At 52.8% G+C, this 18,975-nt stretch carries 13 protein-coding genes; 6 read left to right on the top strand and 7 right to left on the bottom strand.

Features of this window, described 5'->3' with window-relative positions:
- Positions 1–24: 24 nt before the first annotated feature.
- The 5 genes from B1748_RS31990 (at position 25) to bshB2 (ending at position 5,298) form a co-directional block, all read left to right on the top strand.
- On the top strand, positions 25–756 hold the full coding sequence (locus tag B1748_RS31990) for a glycerophosphodiester phosphodiesterase (RefSeq protein WP_087572029.1): 732 nt from the start codon (positions 25–27) through the stop codon (positions 754–756).
- A gap of 91 nt (positions 757–847) precedes the next feature.
- A complete protein-coding gene (locus B1748_RS31985; protein ID WP_087572028.1) occupies positions 848–1,651 on the top strand; it encodes an MgtC/SapB family protein in 804 nt (267 codons plus the stop codon).
- Between the two features lie 100 nt (positions 1,652–1,751).
- The gene (locus B1748_RS31980) at positions 1,752–4,217 is read left to right on the top strand and encodes an ATP-dependent helicase (protein WP_087572027.1); all 2,466 of its coding nucleotides are present in this window, start codon (positions 1,752–1,754) and stop codon (positions 4,215–4,217) included.
- Positions 4,218–4,294: 77 nt separating this feature from the next.
- Positions 4,295–4,651 carry a YojF family protein gene (locus tag B1748_RS31975; RefSeq protein ID WP_087572026.1) on the top strand — a complete coding sequence of 119 codons (357 nt, stop codon included), beginning with the start codon at positions 4,295–4,297 and terminating at the stop codon, positions 4,649–4,651.
- Positions 4,652–4,653: 2 nt separating this feature from the next.
- The gene (gene bshB2, locus B1748_RS31970) at positions 4,654–5,298 is read left to right on the top strand and encodes a bacillithiol biosynthesis deacetylase BshB2 (protein WP_087572025.1); all 645 of its coding nucleotides are present in this window, start codon (positions 4,654–4,656) and stop codon (positions 5,296–5,298) included.
- A 122-nt stretch (positions 5,299–5,420) separates the two neighbouring features.
- Here the strand turns inward: bshB2 and B1748_RS31965 are convergent, their stop codons facing one another.
- The 7 genes from B1748_RS31965 to B1748_RS31935 form a co-directional block, all read right to left on the bottom strand.
- Positions 5,421–6,932, bottom strand: coding sequence for an ABC transporter substrate-binding protein (locus B1748_RS31965; protein ID WP_087572024.1), 1,512 nt, complete (start codon positions 6,930–6,932; stop codon positions 5,421–5,423).
- Between the two features lie 29 nt (positions 6,933–6,961).
- On the bottom strand, positions 6,962–7,723 hold the full coding sequence (locus tag B1748_RS31960) for a response regulator transcription factor (protein ID WP_087572023.1): 762 nt from the start codon (positions 7,721–7,723) through the stop codon (positions 6,962–6,964).
- Entirely contained in the window at positions 7,698–9,461 is a 1,764-nt protein-coding gene (locus B1748_RS31955; protein WP_087572022.1) for a sensor histidine kinase, read from the bottom strand. The genes B1748_RS31960 and B1748_RS31955 overlap by 26 nt, the downstream gene beginning before the upstream one ends.
- Before the next feature lie 160 nt (positions 9,462–9,621).
- Entirely contained in the window at positions 9,622–11,118 is a 1,497-nt protein-coding gene (locus B1748_RS31950) for an ABC transporter substrate-binding protein (protein WP_087572021.1), read from the bottom strand.
- 97 nt (positions 11,119–11,215) lie between these two features.
- The gene (locus B1748_RS31945) at positions 11,216–12,145 is read right to left on the bottom strand and encodes a carbohydrate ABC transporter permease (RefSeq protein ID WP_087572020.1); all 930 of its coding nucleotides are present in this window, start codon (positions 12,143–12,145) and stop codon (positions 11,216–11,218) included.
- A gap of 12 nt (positions 12,146–12,157) precedes the next feature.
- Entirely contained in the window at positions 12,158–13,114 is a 957-nt protein-coding gene (locus B1748_RS31940; RefSeq protein WP_087572019.1) for an ABC transporter permease, read from the bottom strand.
- Positions 13,115–13,370: 256 nt separating this feature from the next.
- The gene (locus tag B1748_RS31935; RefSeq protein ID WP_256976069.1) at positions 13,371–16,973 is read right to left on the bottom strand and encodes a glycosyl hydrolase family 18 protein; all 3,603 of its coding nucleotides are present in this window, start codon (positions 16,971–16,973) and stop codon (positions 13,371–13,373) included.
- Between the two features lie 462 nt (positions 16,974–17,435).
- On the opposite strand from B1748_RS31935, the gene B1748_RS31930 reads away from it, so the two are divergent.
- On the top strand, positions 17,436–18,443 hold the full coding sequence (locus B1748_RS31930) for an RluA family pseudouridine synthase (protein ID WP_087572018.1): 1,008 nt from the start codon (positions 17,436–17,438) through the stop codon (positions 18,441–18,443).
- Positions 18,444–18,975 lie beyond the last annotated feature (532 nt).

Genomic DNA, 18,975 nt, shown 5'->3' with positions numbered 1-18,975 from the left:
GCTATTTAAAATGGAGGAAACAGAATGAAAGCGGCAAAGCCACTTGTAATCGCGCATCGCGGCGCTTCGGCGGAGGCACCCGAAAATTCTTTAGCGGCATTTATGCTAGGTGTCAGGCAGGGATGCGGTATGATCGAGCTGGATGTTCATCTTACCAAGGATAAGCAGGTCGTCGTTATTCATGACCACACATTAGATCGCACGACTAATGGCGCAGGCGACATCGCTAATCTTAATTACAAAGATATTAAGGGTTATGATTGCGGCAAGTGGTTTAGTCATCAATATGCCGGGGAATATGTTCCTCTGCTTGAAGAAGTGTTGACGAAAGTTCCTGCAAATGTACAGTTTAATGTGGAAATAAAAGCTGCCGAAACGCCCGGGATGTTAGATCGCTTAATTGACGTATTAAAAAAAACGGACCGGATCGGAGGTACAGTCGTATCATCGTTCCATTATGGATGCTTGGCAGAGCTAAAAGTATTATTGCCTGAAATTCGAATTGGCTTGCTTTACGATCTCGAGGCTGCAGATTTCAAAAAGTTCGAGAACGAATCGGGAGTCGAGGTGTTTTCGCTGCATCCGCACCACTCGCTTGTAACAGAAGCCTTTATGGACATTGCAAATCATGCGGGCAAAACCGTTTATACGTGGACAGTGGATGAAGAAGCGGATTTGAAAAGACTAATTGAATTGGATGTAGCAGGCATTATTACAAATAAGCCCGAGCTATTAAGAAGGGTGCTGGAACAATAATCGAGCATTAGAAGAAAGGGCCATCTTATGGCCCTTTTCTACTGAATAAATCCCCATTTCCGTGTAGGCAATGGCGAAAGGGTGATAGGCGATGTTAATGGAGATGGAAAGCGTGTGGGAGATATCCTGGCTGGATTTATCAATCCGTATGGTTTTATCGGCGCTGCTGGGCGGCCTGATCGGCATAGAACGCGAATGGAGCAACCATGCGGCGGGCTTCCGTACGCATATTTTGGTCTGTCTCGGCTCTACAACCATCATGCTCATGTCCAGCTACGGCTTTGGTCAATTTATCGACGAAGCCAATGTCCGGGTCGATCCTGCAAGGCTGGCGGCGCAAGTGATTAGCGGCATCGGTTTTCTGGGGGCCGGCGCGATATTGCGCAATGGCAATGTGATTAAAGGATTGACGACGGCGGCATCGATCTGGACGGTGGCTGCGATCGGTCTCTGCGTAGGCGCAGGCTTTTATACAGGCGCGCTGGTGTGTACGCTGATGGTGCTGATCAGCTTGTATGTTCTTAACAAGTGGGAGAAGGTGCTGCTGCGCAATCGTCGGTACCAGTCAATCGAACTGAAGGTGATGGACAGCCCCGGATTGTGGGGGCGAATTGCCATGGTGTTCGAAGAGAATAACATTCGAATATCGAATCTGATGATCAAGCAGGAACGGAGAGAGTTCCGGCTCAGCGACGAAACATCGGATGCGGAGGGGGATTGCACAATGCTTCAGTTCAAATTGAAAGGTTTCAAGGCCAGCGATTTTCTCAAGGCGATGGAAGAGATCATGAAGCTCGATGGCGTTCTGGAGATCGATTCTGAAAGCGTGCTCTTTGTGGACAAGCAGGCTGCCAAGCTCCGGGGCAAGGGCAAAAAAATCCCGGTTTCTTCGTAGCGATATCCGCAAAGACTCCCACCCGTTCAGCCCCCGGGCGCCGATTGTGATACAATAGTGCAACAAGCAAGTCTGAGGGCGGAAAGAGGGCAAGGGGAGCATGAAGGGGAACAACGATTTTCTGTCGCGCAAAAAAAGGGAGCTCGGCGTCGAGCTAAACGAAGTGCAGCGGAAAGCCGTCCTGCAGACGGAAGGACCGCTGCTTCTGCTGGCTTCGCCCGGATCCGGCAAGACGACGACGATGATCATGCGCATCGGCTACATCATCGAAGAGAAGGGCGCGGACCCTTCGCGGATCAAGGCCGTGACGTTCAGCCGGGCGTCGGCGAGGGATATGAGGGACCGGTTCGCCCGGTTTTTCCCCGCGCTGCCTCCCGTCGATTTTTCTACCATTCATAGTCTCGCGTTCGAGATTGCGAGAGAACGGCTGTGGAGAGACGGCACGTCTTATCAGATTATCGAGGGCAGGACCGAAGAAGAAGAGGACGGGGAGGCGCTCGGCGAAGAAGGGCTTCCGCTGCACAAGCGGATCATTCTGCGCAACCTGTTCAAGCGCGTAAACGGCGAGAATATAACGGATGATCAGTTGGAGGAGCTTACGACCTTTATCAGCTACGCTAAAAATCGAATGATTCCCGAGGCCGACTGGGACTCCGTTAAGACGGATGTCGCGAATGCCGGCGATATAGCGAGGGAATATGAGACTTTCAAGCGGACTGGTCATGCAAAGAGGCTCATCGACTTCGACGACATGCTGACGATCGCCGAGGAGTCGCTGGAGCGGGACGCCGCCATGCTGGCGAAGTACCAGCGGCGCTACGACTACGTGCTGACGGACGAAAGTCAGGACACGTCCATGGTGCAGCATGCGATCGTCGAGAAGCTTGTCCGGGGTCATCGGAATCTGTGCGTCGTGGCCGACGACGATCAGTCGATCTATAGCTGGCGGGGGGCGGAGCCGTCCTATTTGCTTAATTTCAAGGAGAGCTACCCCAAGGCCGCGATCCTGTTTATGGAGCAGAATTACCGGTCGGACGGGGGGATCGTGGAGGCTGCGAACCAGTTTATCAAGCGGAACAAGAACCGTTATCCCAAAAATATGTTCACGAAGAACGGGGCGGGGGACAAGCCCAAGTTCAAGCGATTCTCGGACTACCGCAAGCAGGCCAAATATCTCGTGAAACGGCTGCAGCGGGAAGAGAAGCTGTCCGAGACGGCGGTGCTGTTTCGCAACAATGCTTCGTCCATCGTGCTAATGAACGAATTCGACCGCGCGGGCATCCCCTTCTATATGAAGGATGCGGACAACCGCTTTTTCTCCCACTGGGTGGTGGAGGACGTGCTCAACTTTATGCGGATGACGTTTACGGATCGGCGCGCGGATTTGCTGGAGCGCATTCATCTGAAGCTGAACGGTTACATCAGCAAACATCAGATGGCGGTGCTCAAGGAAATTGACAACAACGAGTCGGTGTTCGACAATCTGCTGCGGTTCGTCAAGCTGCATGACTACCAGACGAAGCCGATTGCGGATGCCAAAGAGACGTTTCAGGGCATGCGGGGCATGCCGCCGAAACAGGCGATCGCGGTCATTCGCGGACGTCTGGGATACGAGAAGGCGCTGGAGAAAATGTGCGAGCGACTGGGCTTCCGCAAAGAGTATTTGATCGGCATTCTAAACACGCTGGAGGAAATCGCCGACGGGCTGGAGAGCATGGAGGACTTCGCGGCCAGGCTTAAATATTTGGAGACGTTGCTCCGTACCGCCAAGGGCAGGCGGGGGCAAAATGCCGTCACCTTCTCGACGTTTCATAGCGCCAAGGGGCTGGAGTTCGACCGCGTCTATATGGTGGATCTCATCGACGGCATCATCCCCTCGTCGGAAGATGCCAAGTATGCCGGACCGCACAAGAAGGACGGCGGCACGGGCGAACAGCCTCTCATGGAAGAGGCGGTGCGGCTGTTCTACGTAGGCATGACGCGGGCGCGCCATCATCTGGAGCTGATCTCGTACAGCAAGCGGGACGGCGAAGAGACGGCGGAATCCTCCTTCATGGAGGCGATGCGCGATATCGTGGAGCCGGAGAAGCGTGCGGCGGAGGCGAAAGCCGTCGTGGCCAAGCGGCTGGCGGCGGGCGGGGAACTTGCCGGCGGCGGTCTCGGCCGCGAGGGAGCGCGCGGGTGGGATTCCGCGGGCGAAGAAGGCGCCCGCCGCTGGGCGGGTTCCGGGGGAGGAGGCGCGTCCGCCCGCCGACTCAAGGCGTCGCTGGCTCCCGGCGTGCCGACCGTGACGACGACGGAAGGACGGCCGGGCGGCTCGGGAGCGCAAGGCTCGGGTCGCGTCCGCGACAGCGCGTCGGCTTCGTCGGGGAGCCGGGACGGCGGGGCTTTACGCGACCGAACCCAGCTCAAGGCGGGTTTGTCCGTGCATCATCGCGTGTTCGGACCGGGCATCATTGCCAAGGTGGCGGGAGACGGCATCGAGATTCTGTTCGGCGAGACGAACATGAAGTCGCTGTCGGTCGCGATGTGTCTGAACAAAGGACTGCTGGAGCCAATCGACTAAGTTGTAGTACACTAATAGAGCGAGTCTTGCCACGACCACGACGGCAGACCATAGATTAAGAAAGCGAGGTGCTGCCAATGCTTCCGATCGACCCATCGGTCATTCAGCAACGAATTGATAGCATGACGGGAGATCCTCTATATCTCCATTTGGAACAGACGACGGGCGCATATGCCGCACATTTCGATAGTTCCAAGCATCCTGCCGCAAGCTTCATCAGCAATATCATCATCGTTTATTCCCATGGAGGCATCTCCGGGGGCGGCCCTTACCGGGTCGGGCTTAAGATGGCTCAAGGCTGGGTGTATTGCGAGGGTCTGACCCATTACGAAGAGACGGAATCGGATCGGCTGATTTTGGCCGGCCATGACAACACGGGCAAGCTGGTCGTTGCGCTGCAACTGAGCCCGAAGCCGTTCGGAAGGGAGAGATAGACATGGCAGAAAGGATATTAGTGCTGCTGCCGCATCCGGACGACGAAGCGTATGGCATGTCCGGGACGCTGGCGCTGTACGTGCGGGAGGGTGCCCAAGTCACTTACGGCTGCCTGACGCTCGGAGAGATGGGCCGCAACATGGGCGTTCCGCCATTTGCGAGCCGGGTAACCCTGCCGGCCATCCGCAAGCTGGAGCTGGAGGAGGCTTGCCGTGCCATCGGCATTCAGGATCTCCGACTGCTCGGTTTCCATGACAAAACGATCGAATTCGAAGAGCCGGAGCTGCTCGAATCGGTCATCGCGGGACTGCTGGATGAGGTTCGCCCGACATTGGTCTTTACCTTCTATCCCGGCTACAGCGTCCATCCCGACCATGACGCCACCGGTGCGGCGGTCGTACGGGTAATTGGCAGGATACCTGCCGAAGATCGGCCCAAGCTGCTGTGCGTCGCATTCTCCAAAGACCATGTCGTCGCGCTGGGCGCGCCCGATGTTCAATACGACGTACGGGAGACCTTGCCGCAGAAGGTGGCTTCCATCTCCGCGCATCGATCCCAGTTCCCGTCCCCGGCCAAGATGTCGAAGGCCGATTTGGTGGAGAGGTTCGGCACGGAGCGGTTCTATACGTACAAGTTTCACGATTAAGTCTTTGCACCAAAAAGCGGGTTATCCCTCCGTTTTTGATCATCGCGTCGAGACGGAGAGATAACCCTTTTTTTCGTAACGGCTCGCAAGCGTACTCGGCGTTTCGGATTTTGGAATCACCTTCAGGTGTTTGTAGGCCGCGCATCCAGCTGCTTCTGTACGTTCATCCTTACTTCTTCGATGCCTGCTTGCTTTAGCTCTTCATTAAACTTGGGGAGGATCGAGTCGACATCGACGGTACCGGTCATTAGACTGGAATAATATTTCCTCCATACCCCTTCGATGTTTTCGATTTGGACGGTCAGCTCGGATAGATCGGGAGTAAAGCCGAGCACGGCAGACTTGACGGTTTCGGCATTGTATTCACGAAATTGGTCCCATTTATCGAGGGGTTCCGGACTATCGCCCCCCATGGTTCTCAGGATAAACCAGTTGCCCTGCGTATATTGGACTCCCGCATAGCTCGCCGGCGCATCCGGAATCGGGTTGCCGCGGCTGTCCCTGCCGGGAATCGGGATCGCTTGCCCTTGTTCATTGAGTCTGTAATGCACCCCTTCGATCCCGTAATTAAATAAGTTTCGAATTTCGGGATCGGTATTGAGCAGATTGAGAAACTGGATGCTTTCAATGGGATGTTTGGTGTTTGCATTGACGGCCATGATGCCTCCGCGTACCGCTTCTGTCGTGACGACGCTGGGGGTTACGGGATTCGATACCACTTTGTAGCCGCGATCCTTGCTCCAGGTCGTCTCCGAGAGCGGCCCGCCGCCGGAGGACTTCCAAAATACTTTTTCCCCGCGCTTAAGTCCGCCAGGCTCCCGGAGAGCCGCGTCTTTGTTAATAAAACCCTCTTTATAATAACGCCGCAACGTATCCAAAACCTGCCGGGCTTCCTTTGTTTCGAAGATATTCACGACCTCGGCGTTTGGATCCAGCGATTTCACCATTAAGGGAATTTTATGGTTCATGACGTATTCGTAGCCATAGAGAGCAAAAAAGTTGTGCGAATCCCGATCCAGCTCCATGGGGAGGTATGCAGGTTCATTTTGCTGTATCATCCGGAGCAAAGGTTCAAGCGATTCCAGCGTATTGTACTTCGTAATGTCGATATCGTATTTTTGTACGATGGAAGCGGGGTACATCCAATGATCGCGGACGGCCAGTTCTTTATTGGTGGGCACGCCGTAGATGCCTCCGTCGTTCATTTGCGCTCCTTGCCAAAAGGTAGGGTCTATGGTGTCGTACAAATCCTTGCCCAGGCTTGCGAGATAGTCGTCAAGCTTTAACCATGCGCCGCGCATGGCGGTAGCCGCATAGTTGGGCGCAAAAGCAATGTCGAAAGGAGACCCGGCGGATATAAGCGTGTTTAATCGTTCTTCATACTCCTGCCAACCAATCTTGATATAAGTGATCGTCACGCCGATTTTGCGTGCCATGATTTCGTTTATTTTATCGTTTACGAGCTTTAGATCCTTGTCGGGTTCGCCAATCGTGTAATAAATCAGATTAACGGTTTCGCCGTCATAATGATCGTAGTATCTGCCAGACTGCCTGGAGCAACCGGTCGAATACGCTGCAAGCAGCAGGATAAGACCGATTGTCAACATACATTTGCGGGTAGAGTGCGTGAGCATCGATAATCTCCTTTCCGCCAAGCTCGTCGTTAACCTTTCCCCCGCAGATCCGAGGGAGATTTTCCAAAATAGCTATGAAAGTGCATATAGAAATAATTGAGATTGTTATAGCCGACAGAAAGCGCGATAGATGAGATCTTTTCATCCGACGCTTGAATTCGTTCTTGCGCGAGGAGCATTCGGTAAGCCATAAGATATTCCGAAAATTTCATTTCCGATTCTTTGAGAAATAATTGTCCAAGATAGGTGCTGTTCATCTGAAAACGCTCCGCGATCGATTTTAAGGTAATATTTTGCGTATACTCCGTCTTGATCATCAGCAGAATGCGGTTGAGCAGCTTGGATAAGCTGTCATAGCTTACTCCCAGCACGGGATCCTTGTTCAAGCTTTCGTTTCTTGCATTGCCTATCGTGCCATGGAGATCCTCGACGATAATTTTTTCTATCACCCGCTGCAGCTTTGTACGATCTACGGGCTTGAGCAAGTAGTCTTTGACGCCGCAACGAATCGCTTCTTGGGCATACGTGAATTCGCTATACCCGCTCATGATGACATATTTGGTCGGGATTTGGAGCTCATTGAGTCGGAAGATCGCTTCATAACCAAGATTTTTGCCAATGCATACATCAAAAATAGCGACATCCGGCTGCACATCTACGACCATGGACATAGCTGCCTCCGTGGATTCGCATGTATCGATCCGACTGAACCCGTATTGCTTCCAGTCCAAGATGCGCTTCATTCCCTCCAAAATCTGAGGTTCGTCATCGATAATCAACAGTTTGTACATGTTCGATCACCTCTTTTGAAATCCGTGCGGAAATTTTAACGCCAGCTTCCTCGTTATTTTCGATTTCGATAGAAAAGCTTTTGCCATAAAAGAAGTGAAGTCTTGTATAGACGTTGCGTAAACCGATACTGTCGGAAGAAGGATCGTCATGGCTCGAAAGCGTTTTTTGAACCGCATGCAGACGGTCCGCATGGATACCGTGCCCGTTATCCACGAACTCCAATACATAATGTTCTTCGGCTTCCCAGCCGTTAACGACATACAAGTTAAACTCGCTGTTGGCGTTAAAACCATGGACGAAAAAGTTTTCAGCCAATGGCTGCATCCAAAATTTTACGGTAGGGATCGAGAGCAAGGCCTGGTCTACATTCACTTGATAAAAAAAACGTCCCGGATACTTAAACTCCATAATTTCCAAGTATTTCTGCAACAATTCGAGTTCGCTTGCAATCGGGATGATATTTTCCTTTTTGACAATTTCGCGAAAGAGCGCTCCTAGCGTGGCGATGGCATCGGCGGTGTCCCTGTCTTGATTAACAAGGGCGGTAGAACGGATAACCTCTAACGTATTATAGAGAAAATGAGGGTTGATTTGGTTCTGAAGCGCTTTCATTTCGGTTTCTTGCTGTTTGAGCTTTAACAAATATTCATTGCGGATATGTTTATCCAATTGTTGAATCATATCGTCTAATTCCCTTGCGATCATGCCGTATTCGTTGCGACGGTAACGGGCAGGGCGATTGGGAGTGAAATTGGCCGTTTTTACGCGTCCGATTGATTGAATGATACGGTGCAAGAAGCGGGAATCATCTCGCAGATTGTACACGATGAGCAGCAGCACGCTGATCATGGTCGTTAAGACGATTAGAAAGACGGTAATCAGCATGTTGGCATGCTGCCTGATGAGCATAGATAAATCAACGATGCTGACGAATTTGAAATTGAACTTGGTGGACGTAAAGGTGATAAAAAAGTTATGATCTAAAAATCCTTGCGAGATATAACCATGACCGGGGCCGTTCGCCGCTGCCAGACGGGATAATTCCTTTAACTCCTGGTCCTGTTCGTTGCCGATCAGGTAGATTTCGCGGGAGGCGCTGACTGCAGCGGCCTTTCCCAAACGATAATTGGCTACGGATTTAAAGATTTGGTCACTGCTGACCAGGAACCGAAGCTCCCCTAATTCTTTAGAGCCCTGTGCTGGATCCGATAATTTTTTGCGGTATACGAATCCTTTTAAAAGGGTATCGCGGAAAGCTTCGTCCGTGTTGGGGATCCCGAACTTGTAGCTTGCAATTCCGTTATCGCTAAAGTGTACGACATTGCCGTATTGGTTCGTATGCAGACTTACCTGCGTGATCCCGCCTTGCGCCCAGTGGTACAGGTAGGTTTTAATATCCTCCGGGAAGGATACCCAAGGCTGCGAGAATTGGCTGTTTTGCAGACTGTCGGTTAAATAACCTTCGACGCTGCTGCTTAAAAAGCTGCGAGCATCTTCCATCAGACTATGATTGGAGTAAATGCGCTGCATGTAAGCCTCGATTCGGTCGGCATCATACTGGAGCTCGTTCTCTACGCTCGCGAAAGCATTAGCGGCCTCTAGCCGGGCATCGCCGATCCATTGATTCAGCAGCATTGCGCAGGTCAGAAGGCCGAGCGCGAGACCAATGATCACGACAAAGATGACATAGGCAATAAACTTGTAACGATAAATTTTTATTTGCAGAAAAGAGCCCATAGAACACCTCGTTTGCGGCAACTCACAGGAAGTAAGTATTTACCATACTACTTTATCATGATTAACGGAAGCTTCATAGACAGCACGGTAAACAAGAAATAAGAACAAGAAACAAGCATCCCATACAAAGTGTCTTCATATGGGATGCTTATTCATTCAATTATTTGAAGTAGGCGTTAATTTGCTCTTGAGCGGCTTTCATAATCGTGTCCATGCCGGCGGACATTAATTCCGCAGTAATTTTTGGAATCATTTTCTCCGGATCGGATGCGCCCGTAATGAGTTCATATTTGTATTTATCCCATACCGCTTGGCTATTTGCCAGCTCGGTCTGAATGTTGCTGATGTCCAGCGCGAATCCGAGTACAGTGGAAGAGATCGCCGCATCGTTGAGCTTTTTAACCTGATCCCATTGATCCTCGGGAGCGCCTTTGGTAACCGCCAGGTTAAAGAAGGTGCCTTGGGAGTAAGCAGCCAGCGGCCAAGTATCCGAAATACGCTCGATTACCTTTTCGCCATTGACGTTATTATAGTCTACGCCTAACTCGCCGAAAGCCAGCATATTGCGCAATTTTGGATCCGTATTGACCAATTCGAGGTACTTCAGAGCTTCTTTTTTATATTTCGAATTGGCGGAAATCGCGTTCAGGGAGCCTTGGATCGTGCTCGTTGTATAGATCGGCCCGAAGTGCTGAACCATACTATACTTTTCGACAGCATCATTGATTTGCCAGCTTACTTCTGCACCTGGGAAAGCCTGAGCGGCAAAAAATGCTCTGCCTTTGTCATTTTCGGTTTTGGTCGGAGCATCCGGATTGATAATGCCATCTTGATACCATTGATGCAGGAGCTTTAAATTGGCCATAATGTCAGGCTGCTCGAGAACGGAGACGACCGTGCGCGATTCATCGTCTGTTCTTACACCAATTGGAGCGAAGCCCAGCGTTAAATCGTCATAAGTGTTAAAAAATCCGTTTAAGCCTTCGCCTTGCGTCATTGGCAACGGGTAGAAGCTCTTGCCTTCGCCAGACTTCATGCTGCGCAGCGGCCCGTCAAGGTCCTGCAGCGTTTTGATGCTGTTAATATCGATATTGTATTTTTGCACGTACTTGTCGTCGTACACCCAATATTGCGTTAGCGATGAATCCTTATAGGTGGGAACGGAATAATATTTGCCGCCGATTTTCGTGCCGTCCCATACCTTTTCGGGAATCAATTTGTATAAGTCGGGCGTTTCGCTTTGAACCAGATCCGTGATATCGGCAAAAGCCCCCATAGCCACCTGTTTGCTGTATTTGCCGCTGTTTGTGAACATGATGTCAAAGGGTTCGCCCGTATTCACGATCGTGTTTATTTTGGTATCCCATTCGCCCCAGCTGGCTACTTTGATATCGATTTTTACGCCGATTTTTTCGGCCGTGTACGCATTCATGGCATCGACGGCTTTGTCGAAGTTGTTAGGGACTTGGCCGCCGATGAGCCACCAGACCAATGTCGGAATTTCCTTGCTGGGCGCATCGGTTTTCTTAGGCGCGTCCGTGGCCGACTGCGGTTCGTTTGTTGCGGAAGGCGTGTTCGAGCCGGAGCAGGCTGCCAAGGCGGCCGCCATCAGCGTGAGAATGCAAAGCGTAGAGACGAGCTTCCAAGACTTCTTCATTTCATTTCCCCCTTTTGGAAGTGGTATGGCTGTAACGGTCGTGCGTTGATCTATGAGAAATCCTCTATCGAGGCGTCTCAATGATGTGGATTCTTTTTTATCCTTTGACGGCGCCGATCGTTAGTCCGGAAATAAAATATTTCTGAAAGAACGGGTAGGCGAAGGCTACAGGCAATACGATAATAATGGCTACGGCCATGCGCGCGGATTCCTTCGGCATCGTTGCGACAAGCACGGCGTAGCTGACGCCCATGCTCGCGGCATTTTTGGCAAGCGCGTCCACATTGCTCATCAAGCTATTTAACAGCGCCTGCAGAGAATAGAGGTTCTGGTTGTCGATATAGAGCATCGATTGGAACCAATCATTCCAATAAGAGAAGCAGAGGAACAGTCCGATGGTAGCAATGACCGGCAAGGAAATCGGAAGGATGATGGAAAAGAAGATCCGCTGTTGGCTCGCGCCGTCTATTTCGGCGGATTCGACCAGTCCGTCGGGAATCGTGCTTTTAAAAAAGGTTTTACAAATGATCACGTTGAATGACGACACGGCCAGCGGCAAAATAAGCGCCCAGACGCTATCTTTTAGCCCTAATAAATTGGTGTTGATGAAGTAGCTGGATACCAGGCCGCCATTAAATATCATGGGGATAAAGACAACCCAAGTCAGGAAGCCGCGCAGCTTGTAGGATGGGCGAGAAAGCGCATAGCCCATAGTGGTGGTAAGCAGTACACCAATCACGGTGCCTGCCACGGTAACTAGCGCGGATACGCCGAAAGCCCGCAGAATCATGGTTCCTTGCTGGACGACAAAGGCGTAGGCCTCTCCCGACATGGCAACCGGAAACAAGCGGTAACCCGTCTCGCGTATGGAGTTTTCGCTGGATAAGGAGATGGATAAAACTACAATGACGGGTATGACGCAGAGCAGCGCCAAGATGATAAAGTTCAGGTTAAAGAGGATGTCTACGGCTTTGCTGGTACGGTTGAATTTTTCGAGGCCCGTTTCGTAAGTCGTTCTCGTCGCCAATGTCTTACCTCCTTACATCATCGCGCTATCCGGATCTATTTTGCGGACGATCCAATTAGCGGCCAGAATCGTTGCGCAACCCAGTACGGACTGCACGAATGCGGCAGAGGCCGCCATCCCCAAGGTAGCGGACTTGAGTTGTTTGTATACCATGACATCGATTGTTGTAGACACGTTGAACAGCGAATTGGAATCTCGCGTGACCTGGTAGAACAGGCCAAAATCGGTGTAGAATATACGTCCGACCGCCAAAATGAACAGCATGACGATAACGAGCTTGAGCATCGGCAGCGTAATGTACCTCGTCTGCTGCCAAATGGAGGCGCCATCAATAACGGCCGCTTCATAATAGGTGCTGTCAAGGCTTGTGATCGTTGCCAAATAAATGACCATGCCATAACCTAAGCCCTTCCAAACATTAAGCAGAATCAGAAAGTACGGCCAGTATGCCGGTTCCATGTACCAGTTAACGGGATCGCTGCCTGCACTCGCAAGCATTTGGTTGAGAATCCCTTTATCGAAACTGAGGAACGCCCAGCCTACGGCGGATACGACAACCCAGGACAGGAAGTAGGGGAGGAACATCATGGTCTGATAGATTTTGCTTGCTTTGCGATTGTGGAGCAGGCCGATCATAATCGCAAACAGAACGGGAAGCACAATGCCTAGAACGATAAAAATAATGTTGTATCCGATCGTATTTCGAATAATGATCCAAGCGTCGTTCGACGTAAATAAAAACTCGAAGTTTTTGAAGCCGACCCAAGGGCTGTTAAACACGTTGCTCAAGAAGCCGCCGCTAATCTTGAAGTTCTTGAAGGCGATAATGATTCCAAACATAGGCAGGAAACAGAACAATAGGTACCAAATCGTCGTGGGCAGTGCCAAGAGTGTCAGTTCCGTATCCTGCTTGCGCCAACGAAATTGCGAACGCTTTCTTTTGTTGCGGCGTTCGGTTGCCATACTCATGTCTGTCGCTCCTTCCGGTGTTTCTCCTGCTTGCCCCCTATTGTATAATGGATGGATTCGATGCTTCTAGACAACAAACTTGATACTATAGTCAACAAACGTTATGTACTTGTTGATTATGGACGTGGGCGGCTGGTCGGAGACTGCTGTAAATCAAAAAAAAGCGGTGCAGGGATAGTCTCCTGGCACCGCTTTTTTTAAATGATTTTCGATCAAGGTATGCTGCATGTTAAGAAGACGAACCTGCCGTCGAGAGCTACTTCAAGCTCTCCAGCATTCGAATGACGGCCACGGTCGCCTGTGCCCTGGTGACGTTCGTCGTTGGACTGAACGCCGTCTCGGAGACGCCTCTCAGAATGCCCAGCTGCGCAAGCCATGCGGCCGCATCTCGAGCATATCCCGCGATAGCGTCGCGGTCGCCGAAGCGATCCAGTCGGGCGGGGTCTGCGCTGCCCACGAGTCCGGAGAGGGAAAGCGCCCGTCCCAGCACGACGGCCATGTCTTGGCGTGTTATGGCGCGATCGGGATGGAAGACGTCCGACGTCTTGCCGGCGATCAGCCCCGCCGCTGCAGCGGCGGCAATGTCGCCGGCGAATGCGGAGCCGGGATCTACGTCGCCAAAGACGTGTTCCCCTTGACTCGGCAGTATGCCGAGCGCTCTTGTGACCATGGAGACGAATTCCGCGCGGGTAATGGCATCCGCCGCTCCGAATCTCGTCTCGCTCTTGCCGGCGATGAGCAGACTCGCCGTTGCAAGCTCAATCGCGTCTCGGGCCCAGTCCATGGCGACGTCCTCGAATTCGAAGCCGGTTGCGGCTACGGTGTAGATGCTGTTGCCGTCGCGAGTCAGCTCCACCGTAATCGTGCCGTCCTCATTCTCCGTCGCAGTAGTGGCGACGGGACGGAATTGTCCGCTCTCCGGCAAGTAGAGGACGCCGATGAGTCTGTTGCCGTCCGCGTCCGCGCCATCCAGCGTGAAGCTTCGCTTCAACAGGCTGCCGTCGAAGTCGGTGATTTCCTCATACTGGCCATCATCCTTCTTAGCTGCGATGATGAAGTCGATCGGCTCCGCGAGGAGCCTGATGCCAGCAGCTTTCGCATCTTCTTCGATGTTTCCCGCTGCGTCTCCGGCTGGCGGGGCAAGCGTGATGCGAATATCCGCTCCATGCTGCAGTGCGCTGGCCGGTATGGCATAGGCGACGCCGCCCCAAATGATTGTCAGCCCCGCGTCCTCGCCTTTGTCGGCAATCGCCTCCGCGACGGCTTTCGGCAGAAGCACCTCCACGCTGTCCGCCGCGGCGTCGGCCGTTATTTTAAATGCAGCGGATGCGTTACCCTTGATAGTATTAAGAGCCAGATATTCCTGCACCGAGATCGTCAGCTTGCCGTTCTGCTTCGATACGCTGCCGTCGAGTTCGTTCTTATCCTTGGCTGGCGGCGCAGGCGGCACGTAGGAGACAGGAGCATCCGTCGTAACGGTTATCACGCTTGCGGGGGATACTTCTCCGATGCTCTCCCCATCCTTAGAAACGGCGAGGACATAGACGGAATAGCTCGTGCTTGCCGACAGGCCTTCAAGATTGAAGGATGTGCCTTCCGTCGCGTCGATATATTTGCGGTTCACGAAAATCTCGTAACCGTCGGCTCCATCGACGGCGTTCCACTTCAATTGCGCGTGGCTGCTGCCTTTGCCCGCAATCGCAAGTCCGGCCGGCGCCGGGAGCGCTTCCTCGTTCGCCGTCCCGTCCAGGGGCAGATCATGCGCCAGCTGATTTTGCAGCGTGCGGTTGCGGTCGCCGCTCACTTCCCAGCTCATGACGCCCGCGAGATTCAGAGATTTAACGAAGGAGGCGTTGTATTTCATGGACGTTTCATCGTTGTAGGTAATGAACGTGCCGTTCTCCTCGTTCCAGAGGTAGGCTGTTTTGGACGCGGCGTTCCAGTGTTTCACGTAACCGTTTTTGCCGGCGTAATTGTTCTCCAAGTCCGCTACATCGAAGACGCCGGCTTCCCAGGTGCCGCTCGGAATAGTCGTGCAGGTGCCGTACTGGCCTCCGTCGGAGCAGCCCGCCCAGCCCTTGCCGTAGAACGGAATGCCCAGTACGAGCTTCTCGGCCGGAACGCCGCCGTTAAGATGCCCGACCGCGCCGCCGCTTACGTTGTTGCGCGCCGCGTAATCCATGGGATGGCTGCCGTCATGATAGAGCGGAGCGTTATGATGCGCGAACAGCTCCCAGTTGCCGCTGTAGTCGTAGGTCATGATATTGATATAGTCCAGATAGACGGAAGAGTTTTTCAGATCCGCGTTCACGACGAAGTTGTCGCCTTGGCCGGAAGCGATGGTGAGCAAATAATAACGACCGTCCTCGGAGCCCGCGGCGTCGAACGCTTCGCGAATGGTCTTCATAAGCAAGGTGAAATTGACGTTGTCCTCGGGAGAGTGCGCGTTATCCTCTTCGCCGCCCTCCACGGGGTACTCCCAGTCGATGTCGAGGCCGTCGAGGCCATATTCCCGGATGAAATTCACGGCTGAGTTCGCGAAAGCGCGTCTGGTCAGCTCCGTTGCCGCTACGGGCGAGAAGTTGTTCGACCACGACCAGCCGCCGACCGAGACCAACAGCTTTAAGTGAGGGTTCTCCTCTTTGATGGTTTTGAAGCTCGCGAAGTTTCTAGGATCAAAGTCGGCGTCGCCAAGGATCACTTCGCCGTCATGAACGTAGTCGCTCTGCAGCGGAATATTCTCATTTTGGCACGCCGTCGCGCCGGAGCCGAATTTCTTCCAGCACAGATCGGCGAATGCGTAATTGATATGGGTGAAGTTGTTGTAATCGACATCCTCCGGCCTAAAGTTGCGTCCTTGCTCGGACAGCGACCAGGCCGTGTAATACGTGACGTTGGTGTATTCCGCGCCGGGCACGGCGGAGAGCGTCTCGCTGATCGGGGATTCCCAGAGCTGGTTCGCGGCCCGCACCGTGAAGTCGTAGGACTGTCCTTCCGCCAGGCCGGAGGCTGTCAGCCGAGGCTCGGATGTCGTGCCGATAACCGTGCCGCCCTGATAGACGGTGTATAACGTCGCGCCGGGAACGGGCGCCCAGCCGAGATTTACCGTATCGCGGTTGGCGGTGACGACTTGCAGATCGGACGGCGCGGCGAGCTCGCCCCAGATCAGGTCGATCTCGTTGCTGTTCGCGGAGACTCGCGCGTTCGCGGGATCCTGGGCGCCGAGATAGAAGCTGAGCGAAGCGCCGGCGACCCGTTTCTCCTCGGGGATCGTGTAGGTCATGGCGTTGTCCGTACCGTTCCATACGCCGGCCTTCCAGTCTCCGTCCATGTAGAGATCATAACCCGTTGCCTGGGGGCTGGTCGTCCAGCCGAAGGTGATGCCGGTTTCCGTAATGTCGGATACCTTAAAGTTTTGCGGCGGCGTCAGCGGCGCTTCCTTGTATTCGCTCATGTCGGCCGTTGTCGTGAATTCCAGCACGTTGCTCTTATGCGCAAGCGTTGCGGGCCGTTCGTACCATGTGATATAGATGCGGTAAGTGGTCTCGGGCGTCAGTCCGCCTAACGCGTGCGTCCAGCGGTTGCCCCAAGTCAGATAGGAATTGGTATCGGCATCCCAAATGTCGATATCGTTAGGATGCTGAGGATCCTGATCGTTGCCGATGAAGTCCCATTCGAACGTTGCCATGTTGTGGGACAAGTCGACGATGCGGAGATTTTGCGGTGCTGCGGGATCTTGCCCGGGCGGTTCGTCTGCGGCATTAATGGCGGCGGGGACGTAGAGGAGGCTGATTAGCAAAGCGAGACATAACGACAGGACGGTCGGCTTCGCGAACAGTTTGCGGGTTGACGTATACACCAGATCACCTCGAATGTTTTTTTTCGAAAGGATGTTGCAGCCATGCTCAGGCTTGCGCAAGATCTAGGTGAGAGGATTGATTGGGAGCGGTCTTGTGGTCTTGTGGTCTAGTGGTTACGGCCTCCTTTGTTGGCAATTTGCAAAATAATTGTGGTCACTTCTATCATGGGACGAAGAAACGATTTCAGGAAGGGGGAGATTTCCATAATGAGAGGGAGAAAATTTCGTGATACGCATATTTATGATCAATACAATCTAAATAATGATTAAAAATTCGACTTTCGACGACAGAAGTCGGCACAATATGTGAAAACTATGGCGTTAAAAGAGAGGAGGAGGATCATCGATTTTGCCGGGATGGATAGCTTGCCCCAGCCAGCCCGCCATAGCATTCGCGGCGCGAAAATGATATAGTTGACACGAATCAAGACGAACGTTTTTTTGGAAGCAGGAGGCCCCCCCATGAAGCAGAAGAACAGAAGTAACCCACCTAAAGCCAGCCGCCCGAATACCAGCCGCCAGGGTGCCAGCCGTCCAAGTGCGAGCCGTCCAAGTGCGAGCCGCCCGAGTGCGAGCCGTCCGAATGCCAGCCGGTATACCGTGAAGGAAACGACGGAGCTGCTGCTTTTTCTCATCCATACATCCAAGCTTGGCCGCAATTCCGCGAAATCGATGCTGGCCCGCGGGCAAGTTTCGGTCGACAACGTGGTCGTAAAAGAGTACAACCATCCTCTTGAGCCCGGGCAGACCGTCTCCGTCAGCAGGGAGCGCGTGGTGGAGGAAACGCCTCTCGTCGGTCTCGACATCCTGCATGAGGACGAGGACATTATCGTTATTCGAAAGGATGCCGGGCTGTTGTCGATCTCGACAGGCCAAGACAACGAGATCACCGCCTATCGCCAGCTTATGGCGCATGTCCGTGCCAAAGATCCCAAGAGCCGGATCTTCGTCGTGCACCGCCTGGATCGAGACACGTCGGGCGTGATGATGTTCGCCAAAAGCGAGAGGATCCAGCAGCAGCTTCAGAACGCTTGGCAGGAAGCCGTCAAGGAGCGCTCGTATGTTGCTTTGGTCGAAGGCAATGTAAAAAAAGCGGAGGGGACGATAACGTCCTGGCTGAAAGAGAGCAGCACGCTAAAGATGTACTCCAGCCAGCGGCAGGGCGACGGGCAGCATGCCGTGACGCATTACAAAACGCTTCAAGCCGGCAGCGCCTGCACATTACTGGAGGTTCGGCTCGAGACCGGACGCAAAAATCAAATTCGCGTCCATATGGAGGATCTCGGGCATCCCATCGTAGGTGACAAAAAATACGGCTCCCGCTCCAAGGTGCTCGGCAGGCTGGGCTTGCACGCTCGCGTGCTGGCTTTCTCCCATCCGACTACGGGCGAGCTGCTGCGGTTCGAAACGGATATTCCGAAATCGTTTCTGGCGCAGCTCAAACCATCGTCCTCCGAGGGGAGGAGATAACGAAGAGAGCCGCAGCTGCCCTCAAGTTACAAGCAAATAGAGGCAGTATACAAGCCCATAATAAATCGAGCTTCTGATCCATGTCAGAGGCTTTTTTTGAATTATAGGAAAGTATAAGTTTTCTCCATACTTGCCCTATAATTCTCGGAATGAAACGCGCTGCACCGCCAAAGGACGGCGACAGCAGTTTCACCTTGTTTTAGGACAAATTCGACTGCATAGCAGCAGCAAGCTTGCTGAAGCTCGGCATCATGGAAAAAAGGGTTAAACATGGAGAAGGAGAAGGAGAAGGGCTGCAGCTAATCCGAGGTACACTATAGGGGATGTGCAGCTGTAATTAGGAGTTTACTGGGTTCGTCGAAAAATTTGTGAAAGGTGAAGGATAGCTCCCATTGGGATTATCGTGACTCGTTTCCCGGTGTGTCTACCCCAAGCTAATAACGGGAAAAAGTCCCGTTAATTTGGTGTCAGTATCCTGATCTGCAGCAATAAGGGGAAATCCTCAGACTGTTGAGAAACCCACCAATCTTTA

The organism is Paenibacillus sp. MY03 (assembly GCF_002165585.1).
GTDB lineage: Bacteria > Bacillota > Bacilli > Paenibacillales > Paenibacillaceae > Pristimantibacillus > Pristimantibacillus agaridevorans.
The sequence above is the reverse complement of the archived record's forward strand: the minus strand, read 5'-3'. Positions and strand labels throughout refer to the sequence as shown.